We start from the raw sequence: 21225 nt of genomic DNA, 5'->3' as shown, positions 1-21225 counted from the left end.
GCCAAACTTCTTGGACAATACTGTCGCGATCGCTGCTGTCAATGTGGTTTTACCATGATCTACGTGACCAATTGTGCCCACGTTCACGTGCGGCTTGGTGCGTTCGAACTTACCTTTTGCCATTTTATTCTTCCTTCAAAAAGAACGATTATCAACATAGAAAGCTCACCCCGACATGGGGTGAGCCCTTGATTCTTACTTAGCTTTTGCAGTTACGATAGCGTCGATAACATTTTTCGGCGCTTCGGAGTAGTGCTTGAATTCCATCGTGTAAGTTGCACGACCTTGCGTTGCGGAACGCAGGGAAGTCGAGTAACCAAACATTTCGGACAAAGGCACTTCTGCTTTGATGATCTTACCGCCACCGCCAGGGATCTCATCCATACCTTGAACCATACCACGGCGTGATGACAGATCGCCCATCACAGTACCAGCGTAGTCTTCAGGCGTTTCAACTTCAACCGCCATCATTGGTTCCAGGATAACTGGGCTAGCTTTACGGCAACCATCTTTAAACGCCATCGAACCCGCCATACGGAATGCGTTTTCGTTGGAGTCGACGTCATGGTAAGAACCGAAGAACAGAGTTACTTTAACGTCAACAACTGGGTAGCCAGCCAATACGCCGGATTGCAGAGTTTCGATAACGCCTTTTTCTACCGCAGGGATATATTCACGTGGAACAGTACCGCCCTTGATCGCGTCAACGAATTCAAAGCCCTTGCCTGGTTCTTGCGGTTCGATCTTCAGAACAACGTGACCATACTGACCGCGACCACCGGATTGCTTAACGAATTTACCTTCGATCTCTTCGCAAGTTTTGCGAATAGTTTCGCGGTATGCAACCTGTGGCTTACCGACTGTCGCTTCAACGCCGAATTCGCGCTTCATACGGTCAACGATAATTTCCAGATGCAACTCGCCCATACCGCCGATGATAGTCTGACCGGATTCTTCATCTGTCTTAACGCGGAAAGAAGGATCTTCCTGTGCCAGACGATTCAGTGCCAGACCCATTTTTTCCTGGTCAGCTTTAGTCTTAGGCTCAACAGCCTGAGAAATAACTGGCTCTGGGAAAACCATGCGTTCCAGAGTGATGATGGAAGCTGGATCGCACAGGGTTTCGCCTGTTGTCGCTTCTTTCAGACCAACTGCAGCAGCGATGTCGCCGGCGTGCACTTCTTTGATCTCTTCACGTTGGTTTGCATGCATCTGCAGAATACGGCCCAGACGTTCCTTCTTGTTCTTGTTCGGGTTGTACACTGTGTCGCCCGACTTGACCATGCCGGAATAAACGCGGAAGAAAATCAGCTGACCGACGAACGGATCAGTCATGATCTTGAATGCCAGCGCAGAGAATTTCTCTGTGTCTTCTGCTTTACGTGTTGTTGGCTCGTCATCTTCATCCAGGCCGGACACTGGTGGAATATCCACTGGTGACGGCAGGTATTCGATAACCGCGTCCAACATCGCCTGTACGCCCTTGTTCTTGAACGCAGTACCGCACAGCATAGGCACGATTTCAGCAGCGATCGTGCGAGCACGGATTGCTGTCTTGATCTCAACTTCAGACAAATCGCCTTCTTCCAGGTATTTGTTCATCAGTTCTTCGTTGGCTTCAGCAGCTGCTTCAACCATTTTTTCGCGCCATTCAGCAGCCTGGTCAGCCAGTTCTGCAGGAATGTCACGGTAGTCAAATTTCATACCCTGGGATGCGTCATCCCAGTAGATTGCCTTCATTTTGACCAGATCGACCACGCCCAGGAAGTTCTCTTCCGCGCCGATAGGGATTTGCATCAAAATTGGGTTGGCTTTCAAGCGTGCGCGCATTTGCTCGTACACTTTGAAGAAGTTCGCGCCAGTACGGTCCATCTTGTTGACGAAAGCCAAACGTGGGACTTTGTACTTGTTAGCCTGACGCCATACAGTTTCAGACTGAGGCTGCACACCACCTACCGCGCAGTAAACCATGCATGCGCCATCCAATACGCGCATGGAACGTTCAACTTCAATCGTGAAGTCAACGTGGCCTGGGGTATCAATGATGTTGATGTGATGCTCAGGGAAATTGTTCGCCATGCCCTTCCAGAAGCATGTCGTTGCAGCGGAAGTAATGGTAATACCACGTTCCTGCTCTTGCTCCATCCAGTCCATGGTAGCCGCGCCATCATGCACTTCACCGATTTTGTGGTTTACACCGGTGTAGAACAATACACGCTCAGTTGTAGTTGTTTTACCAGCATCAATATGAGCTGAAATACCGATATTGCGGTAGCGCTCAATGGGGGTCTTACGGGCCATAGCTAATCCTAAATCTTTTAATGGACAAAACCGAGCGCAATTTTCTGTAAAAATCGCGCCCGGCCTGATTCAAAATACTTGCTGAAACCATTGCATAGAGTGCACACAATGATTTCTCACTCTTACTCTTAGAAGCGGAAGTGGGAGAAGGCCTTGTTGGCTTCAGCCATACGATGCACTTCATCACGTTTCTTCATCGCGCCGCCGCGACCTTCAGCGGCTTCCATCAACTCGCCACCCAAACGTTGTGGCATGGATTTTTCGCTACGCTTGTTAGCGGCTTCGCGCAACCAACGCATGGACAAAGCCAAACGACGAACTGGACGAACTTCAACAGGCACCTGGTAGTTAGCACCACCAACACGGCGGGACTTAACTTCAACCAGAGGTTTTGCGTTGCTGATTGCAGCAGCGAAAACTTCCAGAGGATCTTTGCCAGATTTTTGCTGGATGTGGTCAAACGCACCGTAGATAATGCCTTCAGCAACAGACTTCTTGCCGGACAACATCAATACGTTGACGAATTTTGCAACTTCTACATTGCCGAACTTTGGATCCGGCAGAATATCCCGTTTCGGGACCTCACGACGACGTGGCATTTCGATTCCTTTCAATCTTCAGTTGAGCACGCGGCAACAAATTTACCCGCACTCGCGGCAGGCCATCATAGCCAGCCACTTACTCGGCCCATTCGGGACCGACACTGTTCCGTTTTACCGGAGATTACTTAAGATGACTTCTTGGACTGCTTTAAGACTATTAATTACTTCTTAACAGCCTTAGCACGCTTCGCACCGTATTTGGAACGAGCTTGCTTACGGTCTTTAACGCCCTGTGTATCCAAAGCACCGCGAACCATATGGTAACGAACACCTGGCAAATCCTTTACACGACCACCGCGCAGCAACACTACGCTATGTTCTTGCAAGTTATGGCCTTCACCACCGATGTACGAAATTACTTCGAAACCATTGGTCAGACGTACTTTGGCAACCTTACGCAAAGCCGAGTTAGGCTTTTTTGGGGTTGTAGTATAAACACGGGTACATACGCCGCGTTTTTGCGGGCTGTTTTCCAGCGCCGGCGATTTGCTCTTGACACGTGCAGAAACACGTGGCTGGCGAATCAGTTGATTGATGGTTGGCATCGCTATAAATCCAACAAAATACAACGTTAAAACACAAACCCGGAAACGGTTGCCCGGGGACTAATCGGTAATTCTCGCTAGCGCGCACTGATAAATCCTGCGCGCGGCTGCAAATTTTCAGCTATGAAATCGGCGTTTTTCGACGCATTTTTGCATCCAAAAACGCAATGCCATAGCCATCCCAAAATCGAGAACTCGCAAGTTTAACGCCTGGGAAGCTGGATTGTCAATGCTTATTACTAGCCGCAGCAAGCTTCTTGCTGCCTGTGGAATAGGCTGCCGGGCCTTTCAGAATAGAAAAAATCCCCATGATTGCAAGCCCATTTGTCCGATATTTTTGCGGTTCAGGCAATAGCAGGCCTCAACTCAAAAAAGTTAATACAAAGACACAATTCGGGCGACCGCGGTTTGACCTGACTATATATATACGGGTAAATCATTTATATTGTTGCCCTTCGCGCTAAGGCAACATTGTCCTGGCAGCCGCTTACTTTTCTTGAAACAGCCAATGCCATCACTGCTGCGTCCGGGCACTCTCTATATAGTCATCAGCTACCTGCTGATTTCCGCACTCCCCTTCCTGCCACTGGCATTGGGACAGGAAGTCGCACAACCCTATCACCTGTTGGCGATGGAAGCCGTTACCTGGACATTGTTATGGGCAGTCTGCAAGCGGCCCGGCTGGTTTCACTGGCTGCTGCTGCCCGCCTTCTTCGCGGTGCCGACAGAGATCTACCTACGCCTGTATTTCGGCCAGGGCATCTCCACGCATCATTTAGGCATCATTGCGGAAACCAGCCCCAAGGAGGCGCTGGAATTCCTCGGTAATAAGGCATGGCTGCTACTGCTGGTTTCTGTCGCCGTAGTGGCCTGGTGGTGGAGCATTCTATTTATCGCCAGACGCAGCCGGGTATTGAACTGGAAGCATTATTCGCGCTGGCTGTGCATAGGCGCTTATCTTATCGGCGCCGCAGTCTGGTTTTACGGACGAGAAATCGGCGTCGCCAGCGCACCGGCCAAGACTGCCTCCGTGTCAAAGGCCAGCACCTCCGCCAGCGATGAGGAAGACGAAGACGATGCCAGTGAAGAATCGGCCGGCAGCGCCAGCGCATCGCACAAGGTGGCGGCAAGCAAACCTGCCCCTGCATCCACCGCCTATGACCGCGCGCTGGCCAAGCTAGCTCCGTATCTGCCCAAGCTGCCTCATTGGGCCAACATACCTTACGATGACGACACTTTCGCCAGGACCTGGCCGTTTGGCCTGGTCATACGCGGCGTGGATTTCTGGAAAGAACGCGCCTACCTGTCCGATCTGGCCGGCAAAAGCAGCAGCTTCAATTTCCAGGCACATGACGCCGGTGCTGCCGCGCCCCCACAAACGATAGTCGTCGTCATAGGAGAATCTTCCCGCTATGACCGCTGGAGCCTGAACGGCTATGCGCGCGACACCAATCCCCTGCTGAGCAAGGAGAGCAATCTGGTCAGTTTTTCCGACATGGTCACCGCCGTCTCAGCCACCCGGCTGTCGGTACCAGTGATCGTTTCCAGGAAGCCCGCGACGATGAGCCTGAAAGCGGGCTTCTCGGAAAAATCCTTCCTGACTGCCTTCAAGGAAGCCGGCTTCAAGACCTTCTGGCTATCCAACCAGATGAGCTTCGGCCAGTTCGATACGCCGATCTCGGTCTTCGCCAAGGAAGCCGATGTGACGCAGTTCCTGAACCTGGGCGGGTTTACCAACAGCTCCAATCATGATCAGATTTTGCTGGAGCCGATGAACAATGCGATGCGCGACCCAGCGCCGAAGAAACTGATCGTGCTGCATACACTGGGCAATCACTGGAACTATAGCCACCGCTACCCCAAGAGCTACGACAAGTGGCAACCCTCACTGTTTGGCGTCGAAAATCCGGAGTTTACCGACCTGAAGAACAAGCAGGCGCTGAATAACAGCTATGACAACTCGGTGCTCTATGTAGACTGGATGCTGTCCGAGGTGATCAACAGCCTGAAGGCTGCACCGCAATTGACCGCGATGATGTATGTGTCAGATCATGGGCAAACCCTGTATGACGGCAGTTGCAACCTGGCCTTTCATGGACATAACACGCAGCATGAATTCCATATCCCGGCCTTTGTCTGGTATTCCGACATCTATAAGGACAATTATCCCGGCAAGGTAGCGCAGCTCTATGCGCACAGGAAATCCCGCCTATCCACCGAAAATATCTTCCACTCACTGCTGGACCTGGCCGACATCCACTATCCAGACGAAAAGCTGCAATGGAGTTTCGTCAGCGACCAGTTCAAGCCACATACCCGTTATGTGGACAGTTATGGCTGGAGCAATTACGACAACGCCACATTCAAAGGCGATTGCCGCGAGGTGATAGACAAGAAAAAACCGCTGGTGCAGGAGAAATAATTACGCCGCGCAGGTTCGCGGCACCCTGCGCTCTATATCAGGCTGATAACGAGCCCTAGCAGGCCAAACGCAACAAATAAGCCGTACACGATAAACAATGCCAGCGCGCGCAAGATTTGCGGTATCCAGCGTCCGCCATATACTTTACGTAAGGCTGCCACAAAGTAGACGACAAAAACAGTTGCCAGCGGCCCGGCAGGCGCAAAGGGCAGCAGACTCAGCAAAAACAGCAGATACGCAAATGCGTGCACATGCAAGACAAACACCAGATGCACACCATAGACAAAGCGACGGCGGAAATAGGTAATCCTTAACAGAAAGGCGAAGATAGGCATCAGCATAAAGACCACATAAGGCAGCTTGCGCATGCCTTCCTTTTGCAAATGCGCCATAGTATCGTCCGGGTGGGCCATATATTCATCCTTCAGCCGTTCCAGTCTTGCGCCGAAGTTATTTATCCAGGGAACGTCGCTGCTCAGCATTTGTCCGCCGGGCTTTGCCTTGTCTTTAGCTGCATCCCTGGCCTGCTCTTTTTTATCCAGCGCCAGTTCCAGTGCAGCCTCTGCCTTATCCTGCGCGCTATCCTCGTCGGCGCCAGACGCTGCTCTCGGTCCAGGGTGCAGATTTTTGATGATAACCTGTGCCTGCGTCTGCTCATCTCCGCCGGTATTGGGGATGACATGCACTATCGAACCAAACAGGCCCAGCAGCACGAAAAAGATGAAGCTGATCGTCAGATACAGCTGCAAAGGCTTGATGTAGCGCTGCCGTCTGCCGGCGATGTACTCCGTCGTCAAGCGCCCAGGGCCGGTGATCAGCGTCCATAGCGTCCGCGTCAGCGTTCCCTCCAGCGCCACATAGTGATGCAGGTACTCATGGATGAACTCAAATAAGGTCGGGGTTTCTATATGCGTCTTTTGTCCGCAGGCGGGACAAAAATTTTCCGGAGCAGGATGTTCGCAATTGGCACAATTCCCGTGATGTTCGCGATGAACTATTTCAGTCGAGTCAGCGCATTGCTCAGGGTGTTCGCGATGATCGATTTGAGGCGTAGCAGTGGAAGTCATGCGGTCTCGCAAGGAAAGGGGCCGAAAAGGGAGTAGATTGCGATAATACAAGTGTTTTTTAGTCAAGCCAACGAAAAAGGGGCGAATATCAGACAAAACCTGCATGCCGCCGGGATTTGCAAGAATTGCATCGGCAACACTTTCTCCCTTACACTGGCGACATGCCCCGTTACCGCCCCCCATCCATTACCTTGAACGACCAGGACCAGGCATCGGCCGTACTCGCCGGTGCCTGGCTGGTCTGCACGATGTCGGAAGAGGACGTGATGCCCAAGCTGAGTGCCGGCCTGAAGCAGTCCGCGTCCCGCCATGACCTGCACTGGGACCTGTCGCAGATCAGTGCGCTGGATACGATAGGCGCGCAGATGCTGTGGCGTGCGTGGGACAAGAAACGACCATCCCATCTGGTGCTAAAACCTGAGCATGAAGATCTGTTCAAAGGATTGGAAAAGGTCAGCGCCTTGTCCATCCCGCGAGAACCCAAGCCGCGCCTGACCCGCGTAATGCGGCTGGGTAGGGTGATGCTGAGTTTCTTCGAGCATCTATATGACTTTATCGGCCTGCTCGGGCAACTGATGCTGGACTTGTTGAGGTTTGCGCGGCATCCGCTGCGCGGCCCGTGGAAGGAAATTTCCGCCAATATCTACCGCACCGGCTTCCAGGCGCTGGGCATTACAGCACTGGTCGGCGCGCTGATCGGCGTGGTGCTCTCGTATCTGTCGTCCAACCAGCTACGCACTTTCGGCGGCGACGTATACCTGGTCAATATCCTGGGCATGGGCATTATCAGGGAACTGGGGCCCATGCTGGCCGCGATCCTGGTGGCCGGCCGCTCCGGATCGGCGATTACCGCGCAACTGGGCGTGATGCGCGTGACAGAAGAACTGGATGCGATGACGGTGATGGGCATACCGCAAGGCTATCGGCTGATCATGCCCAAGGTTGTGGCATTGGCAATTTCCATGCCGCTGCTGGTGATCTGGACCGATGCGATGGCGCTGCTGGGCGGCATGTTTGCCGCACAGGCCAAGCTGGGCATGTCGCCGCAGTTTTTCTGGAACAAGCTGCCTGAGGCAGTGCCCCTGGCTAACTACTGGCTGGGCCTGGGCAAAGGCGTGGCCTTCGGCGTCCTAATCGCATTGGTGGCCTGCCAGTTTGGGCTGCGAATACAACCAAATACGGAGAGCCTGGGCCAGGGCACGACCAGCTCTGTGGTCATTTCCATTACTGTGGTGATACTGGCCGATGCGGTGTTCGCGATCATGTTCAGCAATATAGGCTACTGATGACAGACCGCGCCACCATCATCGACATCCAGAATTTGCGCACCCAGTTTGGCCGCGCGGTGGTGCATGACAACCTGAACCTGCAGGTGCAGCAAGGCGAGATCCTGTCCATCGTCGGCGGTTCCGGCTCGGGCAAGACGGTATTATTGCGGCAAATGCTGGGCCTGGAAATACCGACAAAAGGCACGATCAAAATACTGGGCGAGGACATACACTCGAAGCAGGCCAAGCATATGCAATACCTGCGCAGGCGCTCGGGCATGCTGTTCCAGCATGGCGCGCTGTATTCCGCGCTATCGGTATTTGACAACGTGGCGCAGCCTATGCGCGAGCTGCGCACTTTGCCTGAAGACTTGATCCATGACATGGTCTACCTGAAGTTGCAAATGGCAGACATAGGATTTGAACATGCGAAGAAAATGCCGTCGGACCTGTCCGGCGGCATGATCAAGCGGATTGCACTGGCCCGCGCACTGGCGCTGGACCCTGAACTGCTGTTCCTGGACGAACCGACCGCTGGTCTGGACCCCGACCGCTCGGACAGCTTCGTCAAGCTGATATTGGCGCTGCACAAGCAACTGCGCCTGACCGTGATCATGGTCACGCACGATCTGGACAGCCTGTTTGCGCTGTCCAACCGGATTGCGGTACTGGCGGACAAGAAGGTACTGGCTGTAGGCACGCCACAAGAGGTAATAAAAGTACAGCATCCCTTCATCGACAGATTTTTCCTGGGAGGACGCGGCGTCCGGGCAATGGAAGTCCTGCAGCAGCCGGCGCCGGAGCAAGACCACGCACCAGCGCCAGACTCTGAGTCAAAGTCCGCGCCAGTCCATCCGCAAGAAGAAAAGGAAAATTAAATGGAAAACAGATCACATGCGCTGATAGCCGGTTTTTTCACGATAGGGCTGGTGGTTGCCACCATCCTGATCGCGGTCTGGTTCGGCCGGGACAAGATACAGCGCGTTCCGTATGAAATCGCCACCAAGATGTCGGTCGCCGGCCTCAACCTGCAGGCCGCAGTACGCTACAAGGGCATCAAGGTCGGTAACGTCACTAATCTTAAGTTCTCCAACGATACGCCTGGCCTGATCGTGATACGGATAGAGGTAGCGCCGGACACCCCGATTACCCAGTCCACTTTCGCCACGCTGTCCTATCAGGGCGTTACCGGCATCGCCTTTGTGCAGCTGGATGACGATGGCAGTTATCCGGTAGCAGTCGCGGCCAAAGGCCAGGAATTGCCGCGCATTCCGCTGAAACCCGGTTTGATGCAAAATTTGGAGCAACGCGGCACGGCAATCATGGTGCAGGTCGAAGAACTGACCCGGCGCCTAAACACAATGCTGGATCCGGAAAAACAAAAAACCATCGCTTCCGCCATCGACAATATCAACCAGGCAGCGATCAAGTGGCAGCAATTGCCGGAAAAACTGGAACCCACGCTAGCTAAATTACCGGCAGTGGCCGACCAGGCGCAGCACACCCTGAACTCATTCAAGGTATTGAGCGACAATGCCAGCACCCTCAGCAACAACCTGAACGGGCTGGTGACGACGATACAGGGACCGGATGGTCCCATCGTGAAGCTGACGCAATCGGTGGACCAGATCAGCAATGGCCTCAGCTACGATACCCTGCCCAAGGTGACCGCATTTACGACAGATGCGCGCACCACATTCAGAAACATCAATCGGGCAGTAGACAAGATCAACGACAGGCCGCAAAGCCTGCTTTTCGGCAGCCCCCCCGTCGTACCCGGCCCTGGTGAACCCGGCTTTGCAGCGCCCAAGCAATGAGAGAACAATTCAATATGAAACCTGCTCCTATTTTCAAGCTGGCGCTCATCAGCGCCCTGTGCATGTTCCTGCTTGCCTGCTCCACTCCGGCCGCCCCGCCGGTGCAGATGTTTGACCTTGGGCAAGCAGGCAGCGGCGACACCACGGCAATACCTACAGCGGGAAGCCGGCTGCCCGCGATCAGCCTGGCCGACATCAGTATCTCGCCCTCGCTGGACAGCAACTATATGCTGTACCGGCTGCAATATGAAAACAGCCAGCAAACCCGTTCATATGCACAGCATCGCTGGAGCATGACGCCCGCTCAGTTGCTGGCCCAGCGCTTCAAGATGCGCTTTGCCGCCGCCGGCGGTGTGATCGTATCCGCGATGGATGGCGCCGCCAGTTTGCCGGTGCTGAAAATAGACCTGGATGACTTCTCGCAGCAGTTTTCATCCGCAAACAGCAGCGTTGCCCGTATCAGCGTGCGTGCCTCCGTCTTCAAGGGCCGCAATCTGGTCGCACAACAGAGTTTCGTGCAGCAGCTTGATGCCGGCGCCGATGCACCAAGTGGTGCCAGAGCCATGGCAGCCGCCAGCGATGCACTAATCCAGAGCATGACGCTGTGGCTGCAAGGCTTGCCATTGAATTAGAAACTGTTGTGAAATTACGCTGGCGTTGTTGCTCCTCCTCGCCGTACTACTCGTACTGTCTTCGTCGTCGCGCCTAGCCAGCCTAATTTCGAAACAGCTTCTTAAAATCCGCAGCCCCGCTCCAGCCTTGCTGTAAAAAGTAACAATGACGAATACCGAACCAGACTCAGCCGGCTCACCGGCGCCGCCTACGCCTCTTGTGCAAGCGCTGCCGCTGCGCTCATCGCCGTTTGCGCGGGCCAGCCTGGTGGCCTACCTGTTCCTGATCGTGTATGCGAGCTGGTACCCTTTTTCCGGATGGCAGAATGACAACCTGGCGGCGCTGACCGATGTCATCCGCCAATGGCCGCGCTACTGGACCTGGTTTGATGTACTGACCAATATCGTCGGCTACATGCCATTGGGAATATTGCTAGTATTTGTGCTGTATCCTTGGCTGCGGCGCTGGTGGGCCATCATCTTGTCCACTCTGACAGGGGTACTGATCTCCGGCACCATGGAAACGGTGCAGTACCTCCTGCCCAGCCGGGTTACTTCGCCGCTGGATTTTCTGACAAACTCTGCCGGCGCACTGATAGGCGCGGTGCTGGGTGTCTTGCTGACGCCGCTGATCCTGGAAAAAGGACGCTTGCGGCTGTTGCGCAAGCACTGGCTGTCCAAGGAAGCCAGCCGCGAGATGGTGATACTGGGCCTGTGGCCGCTGGCGCAAATCTATCCGCAAGCTTATCTCTACGGCCATGGCCAGTTGCTGCCCATCTTTTCCGACTGGCTGAGCGACCTGTTCGATACGCCGGTGGACCTCGGCGCTATCCTGCGTAATGGCATAGAACTCAGCACTGAAGAATACTGGCTGTCGGAAACCATCATCACCGCCTGCGGCTTTGCCGGCGCCATCCTGCTGTGCTTGTCAATCCTAAACAAAAATGCACCCAAGGCGCGCGTCACCGCCCTGCTGATCCTGGCGGCCCTGAGCGTCAAGGCCATGGCAAATGCGCTGTTGTTCAAGCCGGAATATGCATTTTCCTGGCTGACACCGGGCGCCCAGGGTGGCCTGTTGATAGGCGGGATCATGCTGTACGGCTTTTCATTTGCACCTATTAATGTGCAAAGGCGCTTGTCGGTACTGATGCTGGCTATCAGCCTGCTGTTTGTGAATCTGGTGCCGGCTAATCCGTATTTTATTGTTACGCTGCAAACCTGGGTGCAGGGAAAATTTTTGAACTTTAATGGCGCGGCGCAGTTCCTATCGCTGCTATGGCCGTTTTTTGCACTATGGGCTTTATTGCGCAACCCGGCCAAGCGGCATTTCTTCAGGGTAAATTAACTACTCATTAACTGACGTTGCGGGGCTGGGAGTTACAGCCTGTAACATAGCCATACGTAAATCGGCTGTGCCCACCGTGACGCTACGATGTATCATATGAGCAGTTGCATTACTAAAAATGCATTCAAGAAACAAATCATGCTATGCCGCCGAACGGAACTATGCACAAGCTGCATAAGCTTCCCCACAAATACGAGCCTCTATGTCTGACACTCCATATTACGAAAAACACGTCTTTTTTTGCCTGAACCACCGTGAAGACGGCCGCCCTTGCTGCGCTGACCGCGGCGCGCAGGCTGCCCAGGAACATGCAAAAAAGAAAATCAAGCAACTGGGCCTGAACGGCCACGGCAAGATACGCATCAATAAGGCTGGCTGCCTGGACAGGTGTGAAGAAGGCCCGGTGCTGGTGGTGTATCCGCAAGGCACCTGGTATACCTTTGTCGACACGCAGGATATCGATGAAATCATCGAGGTCGACCTGGTCGGCGGCAAAGTCGTTGAGCGTCTGAAGATCTGAGACAGGTGCAACGATGAACGTCCATACCCAGCAATTCATGATTGCAGGAGCAGTCGGCCAGCTTGAATGCGCGCTTGACCTGCCCGATCCAGAACAATTTGCCCAGCCCATAGGCCTGGCACTGGTTGCCCATCCGCACCCACTGTATGGCGGCACGATGGACAACAAGGTAGCGCAAACCCTGGCCCGCACCTTTATCGCTCTCGGCTATGCCACGGTACGCATGAACTTCCGCGGCGTAGGCAAATCCGAAGGCGTGCATGATACCGGCGGCGGCGAGACCGACGACATGGAACTGCTGCTGGCCCATATGCGCCAGCAATATCCGGATCTGCCGCTGGCACTGTCCGGCTTTTCCTTCGGCACCTTCGTACAGGCGCAATTGCAGCAGCGCCTGATCGCGCAAGGCAAGCCGGCCAAACGCCTGGCGCTGGTAGGCACTGCCGCCGGCAAATGGCCTATGCCGCAAGTGCCTGCCGATACCATCCTGATCCATGGCGAGCTGGATGACACCATCCCGCTGCAACAGGTGTTCGACTGGGCCAGGCCGCAGGATATTCCGGTGATTGTCATCCCCGGCGCCGATCACTTTTTCCATCGCCGCCTGCCGCACATCAAGAATCTGATCGCGGGGATGTGGCATATGGGGCAGTAAGCCCCGGCCGCTTTCCTGTCCGGTACCAATTTTTATTCAGTTTTTACTTAGTTTTTTATTTATCGCTCCTACATGAAAAAATTTCTCGCAACACTAGCCGCTGGCCTCCTCAGCTTTTCCGTCGCTACTGCGCAAACCCTGCCGACACCCAGCATCGCCGCCAAATCCTGGGTATTGCTGGATGCCACCAGCAACCAGATCATAGGCTCGCAAGAACCCAATCTGCGCATAGAACCGGCATCGCTGACCAAGATCATGACGGCCTATATCGTCTTTGAGGCGCTCAGGGACAAGAAGCTGGACCTGGCGCAATCGGTGAATGTTTCCACCCATGCGTGGAAGGTCGATTCCAGCAGCTCCAAGATGTTTATCGAACCGAACAAGCCGGTCACCATCAATGAATTGCTGTACGGCCTGATCGTGCAATCCGGTAACGATGCGGCAGTAGCGCTGGCAGAAGCAGTGGCCGGCAGCGAAGACGCCTTTGTCGTGCAGATGAACCGCGAAGTGGAACGCATGGGCTTGAAGTCGACACATTTTGCCAACCCGCACGGCCTGCCCAGCCCGGAGAACTATTCGACAGCGCAAGACCTGTCGGCCCTGGCGGCACGCCTGATCAGCGACTTCCCAGCCCTCTACAAGACCTATTATTCCACCAAGAGCTTTACCTATAACAAGATCACCCAGCCTAACCGCAACCGCCTGCTGTGGCTGGACCCGACCGTGGATGGCATGAAAACCGGCCATACCGAAGCCGCAGGCTATTGCCTGGTGACCTCGTCTATACGTGCCAACGGCAGCGGCCAGCGCCGCCTGATCTCGGTACTGACCGGCGCCAGCAGCGACCAGGTGCGCGCCCAGGAAAGCCTGAAACTGCTGAACTGGGGCTTCCTGAACTTTGACACGGTCAAGCTGTATGCCAAAGGCCAGGCCATCGCTACACCGGAAGTCTGGAAAGGCACACAGAGCCAGGTCAAGATCGGCTTCACGCAAGACCTGTACGTCACCCTGCCTAAAGGCAGCGCGTCCAAGCTGAAACCGGCACTGGAACGCAAAGACCCGCTGGTCGCGCCTATCGCCGAAAACAGCAAGGTCGGCACCGTCAAGATGATGCTGGATGGCAAGGCCGTCGTGGAATTCCCGGTACTGGCATTGGAACAAGTGAACCAGGCAAGCATTTTCGGCCGTGCATGGGACTCGCTACGTCTGCTGTTTAAATAAGTACGACACTCGTCAGCAAAACGCTAATGGCGCATGGTTCAGCATTGAACCATGCGCCATTTTTCATTTCGCACGATGCATTTGCCATTCTTTATTTGCATAAAGCAAAGGACTTTTCTGTGTAGAATTTGAAATCCCTTCACTTCACTCACACAGCCATGAACGATCCCCTGGTTTATTTGAACGGCGCCTTTACGCCCATCTCCGAAGCAAAGATTCCAGTACTCGACCGGGGTTTCATTTTCGGCGACGGCATCTATGAAGTGATACCGGTGTACGGCCGTAAGATGTTCCGCGCCGACCAGCATTTCGCGCGCCTGTTCCGCAGCCTGGCATCGGTAGGCATTACCAATCCGCATAGCAAGGAAGAATGGCTGGAGCTGATCGCCAAGGTGATGGATGCACATGAAGCGAACGACCAGATGGTGTACATCCAGGTCACCCGCGGCGTCGCCAAGCGCGCGCATGCCTTCCCCAAGGATACGGTGCAACCTACGGTATTCATCATGACCAATCCGATCACGCTGCCATCCGACGCCGTGCGCGCCAACGGTGCGGTTTGCGTATCGATGGAAGACAAGCGCTGGCTGCGTTGCGAGATCAAATCCACTTCCTTGCTGGGCAATGTACTGGCAGCACAAAATGCCGCCGAGCATGGAGTCACCGAGGCCATACAATTCCGCGACGACTTCCTGACCGAGGCTTCTTCGTCCAATGTATGGGTATTCAAGGATGGCGTGCTGATGGGACCGCCGAAGGATAACCTGATACTGGAAGGCATACGCTACGGCCTGATCGAAGAACTGTGCAAGACGAACAATATTCCCTTGATCGCACGCCGCATCAGCCGCGAAGAAGTATTTGCCGCCGATGAAGTATTGCTGTCATCTGCCACCAAAGAAGTGCTTGCAGTGGTGCGCATAGACGATCAGACTATTGGAAAAGGCCAGCCCGGCCCCATTTACCAGAAATTGTATGCAGCCTATCAACTAGCAAAGGCTGCATCCTGACATTTTAGAGAAGATTGCAATGCCAACAACCAATACCCCAGCCGACGTGCAAGAAAGCCTGATCGAGTATCCCAGCGATTTCCCCATCAAGATCATGGGAGTGATGCAGGATGCCTTTGCGCAGACCATGGTGGAGCTGGTGGCAGAGCATGACCCGACTTTCCACGCAGGCAAGATGGACATGCGTCCCTCTACCAAGGGTACCTATCTGGCCCTGACGGTGACCGTGCGAGCCACCAGCCGTGAACAGCTGGATAACCTGTACCGCGCTCTGTCTGCTCACCCTATGGTCAAAGTCGTACTGTAGTTTGCTACAGGCGCGGGCATTCCTTGCCCGCGCCGCTCTCTTGCACGGCGTCCTGCTGTACTACTTCAATCCTGATTTCGCCAACTCATCCAGCAGCCAGCTACGGAAGGCCTTTACCTGTGGCTTTTGCAGGCTATTGGGCCGGTACACGATGTAATAGGAATTAGGGCAAGGCACCGAGATATCCAGCAGCCGCACCAGGTCGCCGGTCTTCAGATCCGTTTGCACAATACTATTACGCCCCAGCGCAATGCCATGCCCCTCCACAGCGGCCCGCACCAGCATCGACGCATCCTGAAAGATCAGGCCGCTGGTGGGCTCAGGCGTGCTGAGGCCGGCAGCACGGAACCAGGGTTCCCACGGCTCCTGGTCGCAGCGCAACAGATTGGCCCGCACCAGCTCACGCGGCGTGCGCGGCAATTTGCCGCCATTGAAGCGCGGACTAGCCACCGGGTAATAGGTATCGTCCATCATGTGCTCGCTATCCAGGCCAGGATAATGGCCGCTGCCGAAGCGAATGCCGATGTCGACCGACTCCCGGCTGAAGTCGATCAGGTTATTACTCGATTCCAGGCTGACTTCCAGATCCGGATAGCTTTCAATAAAGCGCCCCAGCCGCGGCGACAGCCACCTGGCGGCAAAAGAAGGCAAGGCGGTGACCGACAGCCGCGTCTGCTTGTTCCGGCTTTGCAGCACATCTGCCGCCGTGGCGATATCTTTCAATGCAGAACGTATCGCTTCGGCAAACTGCTCGCCATCCGCGGTAATAGCTATGCGCTTGCCATGCCGGGTGAACAATTGCACGCCGAGCTCTTCTTCCAAGGCCCGCACCTGATGGCTGATCGCACCATGGGTAACGTGGATTTCTTCGGATGCACGGGAGAAATTTTGATGCCTGGCGGCAGCTTCAAATGCCCGCAAAGCGGCCAGATTGGGGAGGCGGCGGAAGTCACTCATTATCAGTTCTTTATGACAACATAATGAATCTAATGTGAATTAAATTAGCAAGAGAGTGGAATATAACTCGTTTTGAAACAAAATTGTTAGCGACTACAATGATGTTATCGCACTGCAACATCCTTAGTACGCCTTATTGCCAGTAGCGATACACCCATATTTTATGGCTGCATAGCAAGATACTGAAGGAGTAGTAAAATGTTAGTTAAATTCGCAAAAGAATCATACACCATCCCCGCCGGCGCAGCAGTTTCCGGTAAAGTTGCAAGCCCACAGGCTATCCATATCGCCAGCGGCCGCGTATGGCTTACAGTAGAAGGCCTGGAAGCCGACCACTGGTTGAATGCAGGTGAATCTTTCACACTGCCAGCAGACCGCCTGATCGTGATCGAAGCAGACAAGCAAGCCAGCCTGATCGAAATGGCAACTGGCAAAGCAGCAATATCGCCGGCACATTTGCCAAAACGCCATGCCACGCCACACCTCGGCGCCGGCAAAGCACAAGCAGTTTAAGATGTCTCCCGTCTAGGCTGTTGAACTCCCTTTCTTCGGACGCAGGGCAGTCTCAACAGTCGACGAGCGGCCAAGCTGCATTTTGGTTACACTACAGCCTATGCAAGCAGCTACCGCCCTTCCAGTTCTCTCCAGTATTCCCGTCATACGCCAGCGCGGCATAGAAGCGTATCAAACCAGCTTTGATGCGATGCGCGCCTTCACCGATACCCGCAACGCCTCCACCGCAGATGAACTGTGGATAGTCGAGCATCCGCCCGTGTACACGCTGGGCCTGGGCGCCGACCGTTCGCATGTGCTGGCGCCGCATGATATTCCTGTAATCCAGACCGACCGCGGCGGCGAAGTCACTTATCACGGCCCCGGCCAGGTGGTGATCTACCTGCTGGTGGACTTGCGCCGCGACCGCCCCGGCGCGCGCGTCTTTGCGCGCGAATTCGTGCAAAAAATCGAGCAGGCAGTGATAGACACCCTGGCAGGGTATAATCTGGCTGGCGTGCGCAAACCCGGCGCGCCCGGCATTTATGTCGCTGACGGTGCTTTAGAAGGCGCCAAGATTGCGGCCCTGGGCTTGAAGATACGCGGTAACGGCTGCACCTACCATGGCGTGTCGCTGAATGTAGCGATGGATTTACAGCCTTTTTCCTGGATTAATCCCTGTGGCTATGAAGGCCTGGTCACCGTGGATATGAAGACCCTGGGCGTTACCGCTCAACTTGCAGAAGTACAGTCAGCACTTGCTCAGCGATTGCAGAATTCATTTACCGACATCGTTCGACGGAACGACACAGAAATAGCATCATGACAACCGAACAGACACCGCTTCTAGCGGCACCTGCAACGACAGTTGCAGCAGCGCCAGCCTACAACCCCAATGAAAAGCAAAAAGGGGCCAGCAAGACTGCGCGTATTCCTATCAAGATCATCCCCATAGAACGCCTGCCCAAGCCGGACTGGATACGCGTGAAGGCAGCCTCGCCGACCACCCGCTTCTATGAGATCAAGGATATCCTGCGCGCCAACAACCTAGTAACGGTATGTGAAGAAGCATCCTGCCCGAACATCGGCGAATGCTTCGGCAAAGGCACGGCCACCTTCATGATCATGGGCGACAAATGCACACGCCGCTGCCCTTTCTGCGACGTAGGCCATGGCCGCCCCGACCCGCTGGACGTGAATGAGCCGGAAAACCTGGCAAAAACCATCGCCCAGTTGCGCCTCAGCTATGTGGTCATCACCTCGGTGGACCGCGACGATCTGCGTGACGGCGGCGCCGCCCACTTTGCCGAATGCATACGCCGCGTGCGCGAGTTGTCTCCCAGCACACGCATAGAAATCCTGACGCCGGACTTCCGCGGCCGTATGGACCGTGCCCTGGAAATCCTGAACGCCGCACCGCCGGACGTGATGAACCATAACCTGGAAACCGCGCCACGCCTGTACAAGGAAGCGCGTCCCGGCTCCGATTATGAATATTCGCTGAACCTGCTGAAACGCTTCAAGGACATGCATCCTGATACGCCGACCAAATCCGGCATCATGGTAGGCCTGGGCGAAACCGATGAAGAAGTGCTGCAGGTCATGCGCGACATGCGCGCGCACAATGTGGACATGCTGACCATAGGCCAGTACCTGGCGCCTAGCGGCCATCACCTGCCAGTGCGCCGCTATGTGCACCCTGACACCTTCAAGATGTATGAAGAAGAAGCCTACAAGATGGGCTTTGCGCATGCAGCCGTCGGTGCGATGGTACGCTCCAGCTACCACGCCGACCAACAGGCGCATGAGGCTGATCAAAAGATGTAATGGATAGCAATTGCATGAAAGCCCGTCGCTGAACAAGCGACGGGCTTTTTTATTTGCGTATTCACACTAGGGCCTGTTAACAATTAAATTAGGAGTGCGAATGGGTCTAAACAGGTATAGGGCTAGGCGTAGTCCGCGCCGCAGTATGAAACAGCGGGCTACAACAACGCCCTAAGCCTGTTTAGACCCATTCCCTCCTGGTTCCAAGCAAAACGCCTGCTGGACTGCGTTGCACTCCTTGTTAAGGCATTAGCCTTAACTGCGTTGCGCGCCTTGCCAGCCCGCGTTTTGCTTGGAACGCATCTCCCAATTTAATTGTTAACAGGCCCTAGCCCATGCAATGCACAGGCATAGGAAGATGCTCCGCAAGATGGTAGACTTTTGATCCACTTCATCTTCATTTTTCACTTACTCCGATCTGTGATCGCAACAAAAGCCATACATGCCGAATTCGTCATTATTAAAACTCCTTAATCATAAAGTCCAGAATGCCCTCGCGGCGGCAGGATATCCCGACGCTGTTCCCAATGTTCAGCCTTCGGGACGACCTGAGCATGGCGATTACCAGGTCAATGGCGTGATGGCGGCGGCAAAGACAGCAAAAACCAATCCACGCCTACTTGCGCAACAGGTCGTCGACAAGCTGGAACTGGACGGCATCGTCAACACCATTGAGATTGCCGGCCCAGGCTTTATCAACCTGAAGATGGCACCCGAATACCTGTCGCATCGCCTGACGGAGGCACTGCGCCTTGGAGACCTGGGACTGGCTCGCGTATCGCAGGAAGCCCAGCAACGGGTTGTCATTGATTATTCCTCGCCCAACCTTGCCAAAGAAATGCACGTGGGCCATTTGCGGTCGACGATTATCGGCGACGCGCTGGCGCGCGTCTTCCGTTTCGCCGGCCATGAGGTCATCGCGCAAAACCATGTGGGCGACTGGGGCACGCAGTTCGGGATGCTGACCGCGTATCTGGATGACGGCGAGCAATCCGGCACCGCAAGCATGGATCTTGCCGACCTGGAAGTCTTTTACAAAAGCGCAAAAAAACGCTTCGATGAAGACCAGGACTTTGCCAATCGCGCGCGCGAGTATGTCGTAAAGCTGCAGGGCGGCGACCCCCATGTTGGCGCTTCGTGGAAGCGCTTCCTAGAAATTTCCATGCATCATTGCGAAGAAATTTACCGTGCATTGGGTGTTGGCCTGACGCGTGCCGACGTACACGGTGAAAGTGCCTATAACGACGACTTGCCTGTCGTCGTGGCCGATTTGAAAGCGCGCGGCCTGTCAACGACCAGCGAAGGTGCCCAAGTCGTCTTTCTGGATGACTTCGCGAATAACAAAGGCGAACCGGCGGCGTACATCGTGCAAAAGCAGGATGGCGGTTATCTGTATTCGACGACCGATCTGGCCGCAATGCGTTATCGTGTCGGCACATTGAAAGCCGACCGCATCCTATACGTCGTAGACGCGCGCCAGCAACTGCATTTCCAGCAGTTATTCTCATTGTCGCGCCGCGCAGGCTATTGCCCGCCCGAGGTCCAGCTGGAACACGTTGGATTCGGCGTCGTGCTTGGCGATGACGGCAAACCATTCAAGACGCGTAGCGGTGATACGGTAAAGCTTGCCGACCTGCTGTCGGAGGCAACTTCCAGGGCATTCGACCTGGTTACGGCGAAGACTCCTGATACGCCTGAACCCGAGCGCCGTGCGATCGCCAAGGCAGTGAGCATAGGCGCGGTCAAATATTTTGATTTGTCCAAAAACAGAAGCACGGATTATGTCTTCGATTGGGATAGCATGCTGTCTTTCGAAGGCAATACTGCGCCTTACCTGCAATACGCTTACACCCGGGTGCGCGGCGTATTGCGTCGCGCCGGCGAATGGGATCAGGCTGCGGCCATCAGCATCATTGACCCGGCAGAGCGGCAGCTCGCACTTCACCTGACGCGCTTTTACGAGGCAATCCATACCGTGGTGCGCGAGGCCATGCCGAGTTATCTGTGCACTTACCTTTATGAATTGTCTGCATCGCTGATGCGCTTTTACGAGGCTTGCCCGATACTGAATGCAACAGAGCAGGTACGCGGCAGCCGCTTGCAACTATGCCGCCTGACTGCAGATACCTTGCGCACCGGCCTGGGCTTGCTTGGCATAGAAGTGCTGGAAACCATGTAACAGATGTCAAATGCATCAAAGCCCGTCGCTAGGATAAGCGGCGGGCTTTTTTATTTTCCATCCAAATGATGTCTGACCA

The 21225-nt window shown here is 54.7% G+C and carries 21 protein-coding genes and 1 pseudogene; 16 read left to right on the top strand and 6 right to left on the bottom strand.

Going from position 1 to position 21225, the window contains the following annotated elements; genetic code table 11:
* From IEW12_RS28400 to rpsL, 4 genes are all read right to left on the bottom strand, one after another.
* The coding region (locus IEW12_RS28400) for a GTP-binding protein (protein WP_017454492.1) at positions 1-123 on the bottom strand (123 nt) is incomplete at its 3' end.
* A gap of 72 nt (positions 124-195) precedes the next feature.
* Positions 196-2301, bottom strand: coding sequence for an elongation factor G (gene fusA, locus IEW12_RS28395; protein WP_188569533.1), 2106 nt, complete (start codon positions 2299-2301; stop codon positions 196-198).
* Between the two features lie 128 nt (positions 2302-2429).
* Positions 2430-2900, bottom strand: coding sequence for a 30S ribosomal protein S7 (rpsG, locus tag IEW12_RS28390; protein WP_188569532.1), 471 nt, complete (start codon positions 2898-2900; stop codon positions 2430-2432).
* 164 nt (positions 2901-3064) lie between these two features.
* Positions 3065-3448 (bottom strand): 30S ribosomal protein S12, encoded by a 384-nt coding sequence (gene rpsL / locus IEW12_RS28385; protein WP_110258019.1) that lies wholly within the window; start codon positions 3446-3448, stop codon positions 3065-3067.
* Between the two features lie 252 nt (positions 3449-3700).
* Between rpsL and IEW12_RS29200 the strand changes: the two are divergent.
* Positions 3701-3745 (top strand): annotated as a pseudogene (locus tag IEW12_RS29200) ((2Fe-2S)-binding protein); the annotation flags it as partial.
* Positions 3746-3956: 211 nt separating this feature from the next.
* Positions 3957-5870, top strand: coding sequence for a phosphoethanolamine transferase (locus IEW12_RS28380; protein ID WP_188569531.1), 1914 nt, complete (start codon positions 3957-3959; stop codon positions 5868-5870).
* A gap of 32 nt (positions 5871-5902) precedes the next feature.
* Here IEW12_RS28380 and IEW12_RS28375 read toward each other — a convergent pair whose 3' ends face one another.
* A complete protein-coding gene (locus tag IEW12_RS28375) occupies positions 5903-6937 on the bottom strand; it encodes a DUF3667 domain-containing protein (RefSeq protein ID WP_188569530.1) in 1035 nt (344 codons plus the stop codon).
* 161 nt (positions 6938-7098) lie between these two features.
* Between IEW12_RS28375 and IEW12_RS28370 the strand changes: the two genes are divergently transcribed.
* From IEW12_RS28370 to IEW12_RS28325, 10 genes are all read left to right on the top strand, one after another.
* Positions 7099-8223, top strand: a complete 1125-nt coding sequence (locus tag IEW12_RS28370) for an MlaE family ABC transporter permease (protein ID WP_188569529.1) — start codon at positions 7099-7101, stop codon at positions 8221-8223.
* Positions 8223-9083 (top strand): ABC transporter ATP-binding protein, encoded by an 861-nt coding sequence (locus IEW12_RS28365; RefSeq protein WP_188569528.1) that lies wholly within the window; start codon positions 8223-8225, stop codon positions 9081-9083. The genes IEW12_RS28370 and IEW12_RS28365 overlap by 1 nt, the downstream gene beginning before the upstream one ends.
* Positions 9084-10022, top strand: a complete 939-nt coding sequence (locus IEW12_RS28360) for an MlaD family protein (RefSeq protein ID WP_188569527.1) — start codon at positions 9084-9086, stop codon at positions 10020-10022.
* Positions 10023-10036: 14 nt separating this feature from the next.
* Positions 10037-10654, top strand: a complete 618-nt coding sequence (locus tag IEW12_RS28355; RefSeq protein WP_229751407.1) for an ABC-type transport auxiliary lipoprotein family protein — start codon at positions 10037-10039, stop codon at positions 10652-10654.
* 145 nt (positions 10655-10799) lie between these two features.
* Positions 10800-11978, top strand: a complete 1179-nt coding sequence (locus IEW12_RS28350) for a VanZ family protein (protein WP_188569526.1) — start codon at positions 10800-10802, stop codon at positions 11976-11978.
* Between the two features lie 202 nt (positions 11979-12180).
* Positions 12181-12498: a (2Fe-2S) ferredoxin domain-containing protein gene (locus IEW12_RS28345; RefSeq protein ID WP_188569525.1), complete on the top strand. Its 318-nt coding sequence runs from the start codon at positions 12181-12183 to the stop codon at positions 12496-12498.
* Positions 12499-12511: 13 nt separating this feature from the next.
* Positions 12512-13153 (top strand): alpha/beta hydrolase, encoded by a 642-nt coding sequence (locus IEW12_RS28340; RefSeq protein ID WP_188569524.1) that lies wholly within the window; start codon positions 12512-12514, stop codon positions 13151-13153.
* Positions 13154-13225: 72 nt separating this feature from the next.
* Positions 13226-14374, top strand: a complete 1149-nt coding sequence (locus IEW12_RS28335; protein WP_188569523.1) for a D-alanyl-D-alanine carboxypeptidase family protein — start codon at positions 13226-13228, stop codon at positions 14372-14374.
* A gap of 158 nt (positions 14375-14532) precedes the next feature.
* A complete protein-coding gene (locus tag IEW12_RS28330; protein ID WP_188569522.1) occupies positions 14533-15384 on the top strand; it encodes a D-amino acid aminotransferase in 852 nt (283 codons plus the stop codon).
* A 19-nt stretch (positions 15385-15403) separates the two neighbouring features.
* Positions 15404-15691 (top strand): DUF493 family protein, encoded by a 288-nt coding sequence (locus tag IEW12_RS28325; protein WP_188569521.1) that lies wholly within the window; start codon positions 15404-15406, stop codon positions 15689-15691.
* A gap of 60 nt (positions 15692-15751) precedes the next feature.
* Here the strand turns inward: IEW12_RS28325 and gcvA are convergent, their stop codons facing one another.
* Positions 15752-16648, bottom strand: coding sequence for a transcriptional regulator GcvA (gene gcvA, locus IEW12_RS28320; RefSeq protein WP_188569520.1), 897 nt, complete (start codon positions 16646-16648; stop codon positions 15752-15754).
* 198 nt (positions 16649-16846) lie between these two features.
* On the opposite strand from gcvA, the gene IEW12_RS28315 reads away from it, so the two are divergent.
* The 4 genes from IEW12_RS28315 to argS all read left to right on the top strand — a co-directional run bounded on the left by IEW12_RS28315 (position 16847) and on the right by argS (position 21146).
* Complete coding sequence (locus IEW12_RS28315) at positions 16847-17161, top strand: DUF2917 domain-containing protein (RefSeq protein ID WP_188569519.1); 315 nt, start codon at positions 16847-16849, stop codon at positions 17159-17161.
* A 100-nt stretch (positions 17162-17261) separates the two neighbouring features.
* Entirely contained in the window at positions 17262-17966 is a 705-nt protein-coding gene (gene lipB, locus IEW12_RS28310; protein WP_188569518.1) for a lipoyl(octanoyl) transferase LipB, read from the top strand.
* Entirely contained in the window at positions 17963-18967 is a 1005-nt protein-coding gene (lipA, locus tag IEW12_RS28305) for a lipoyl synthase (protein WP_188569517.1), read from the top strand. The genes lipB and lipA overlap by 4 nt, the downstream gene beginning before the upstream one ends.
* A 442-nt stretch (positions 18968-19409) precedes the next feature.
* Positions 19410-21146 carry an arginine--tRNA ligase gene (argS, locus tag IEW12_RS28300; RefSeq protein ID WP_188569516.1) on the top strand — a complete coding sequence of 579 codons (1737 nt, stop codon included), beginning with the start codon at positions 19410-19412 and terminating at the stop codon, positions 21144-21146.
* The last annotated feature ends 79 nt before the right edge of the window (positions 21147-21225 follow it).

Origin of the sequence: Parundibacterium terreum (assembly GCF_014636315.1) — a bacterium.
Classification (GTDB): domain Bacteria; phylum Pseudomonadota; class Gammaproteobacteria; order Burkholderiales; family Burkholderiaceae_D; genus Undibacterium; species Undibacterium terreum.
This window is presented reverse-complemented; position numbering and strand designations above follow the sequence as displayed.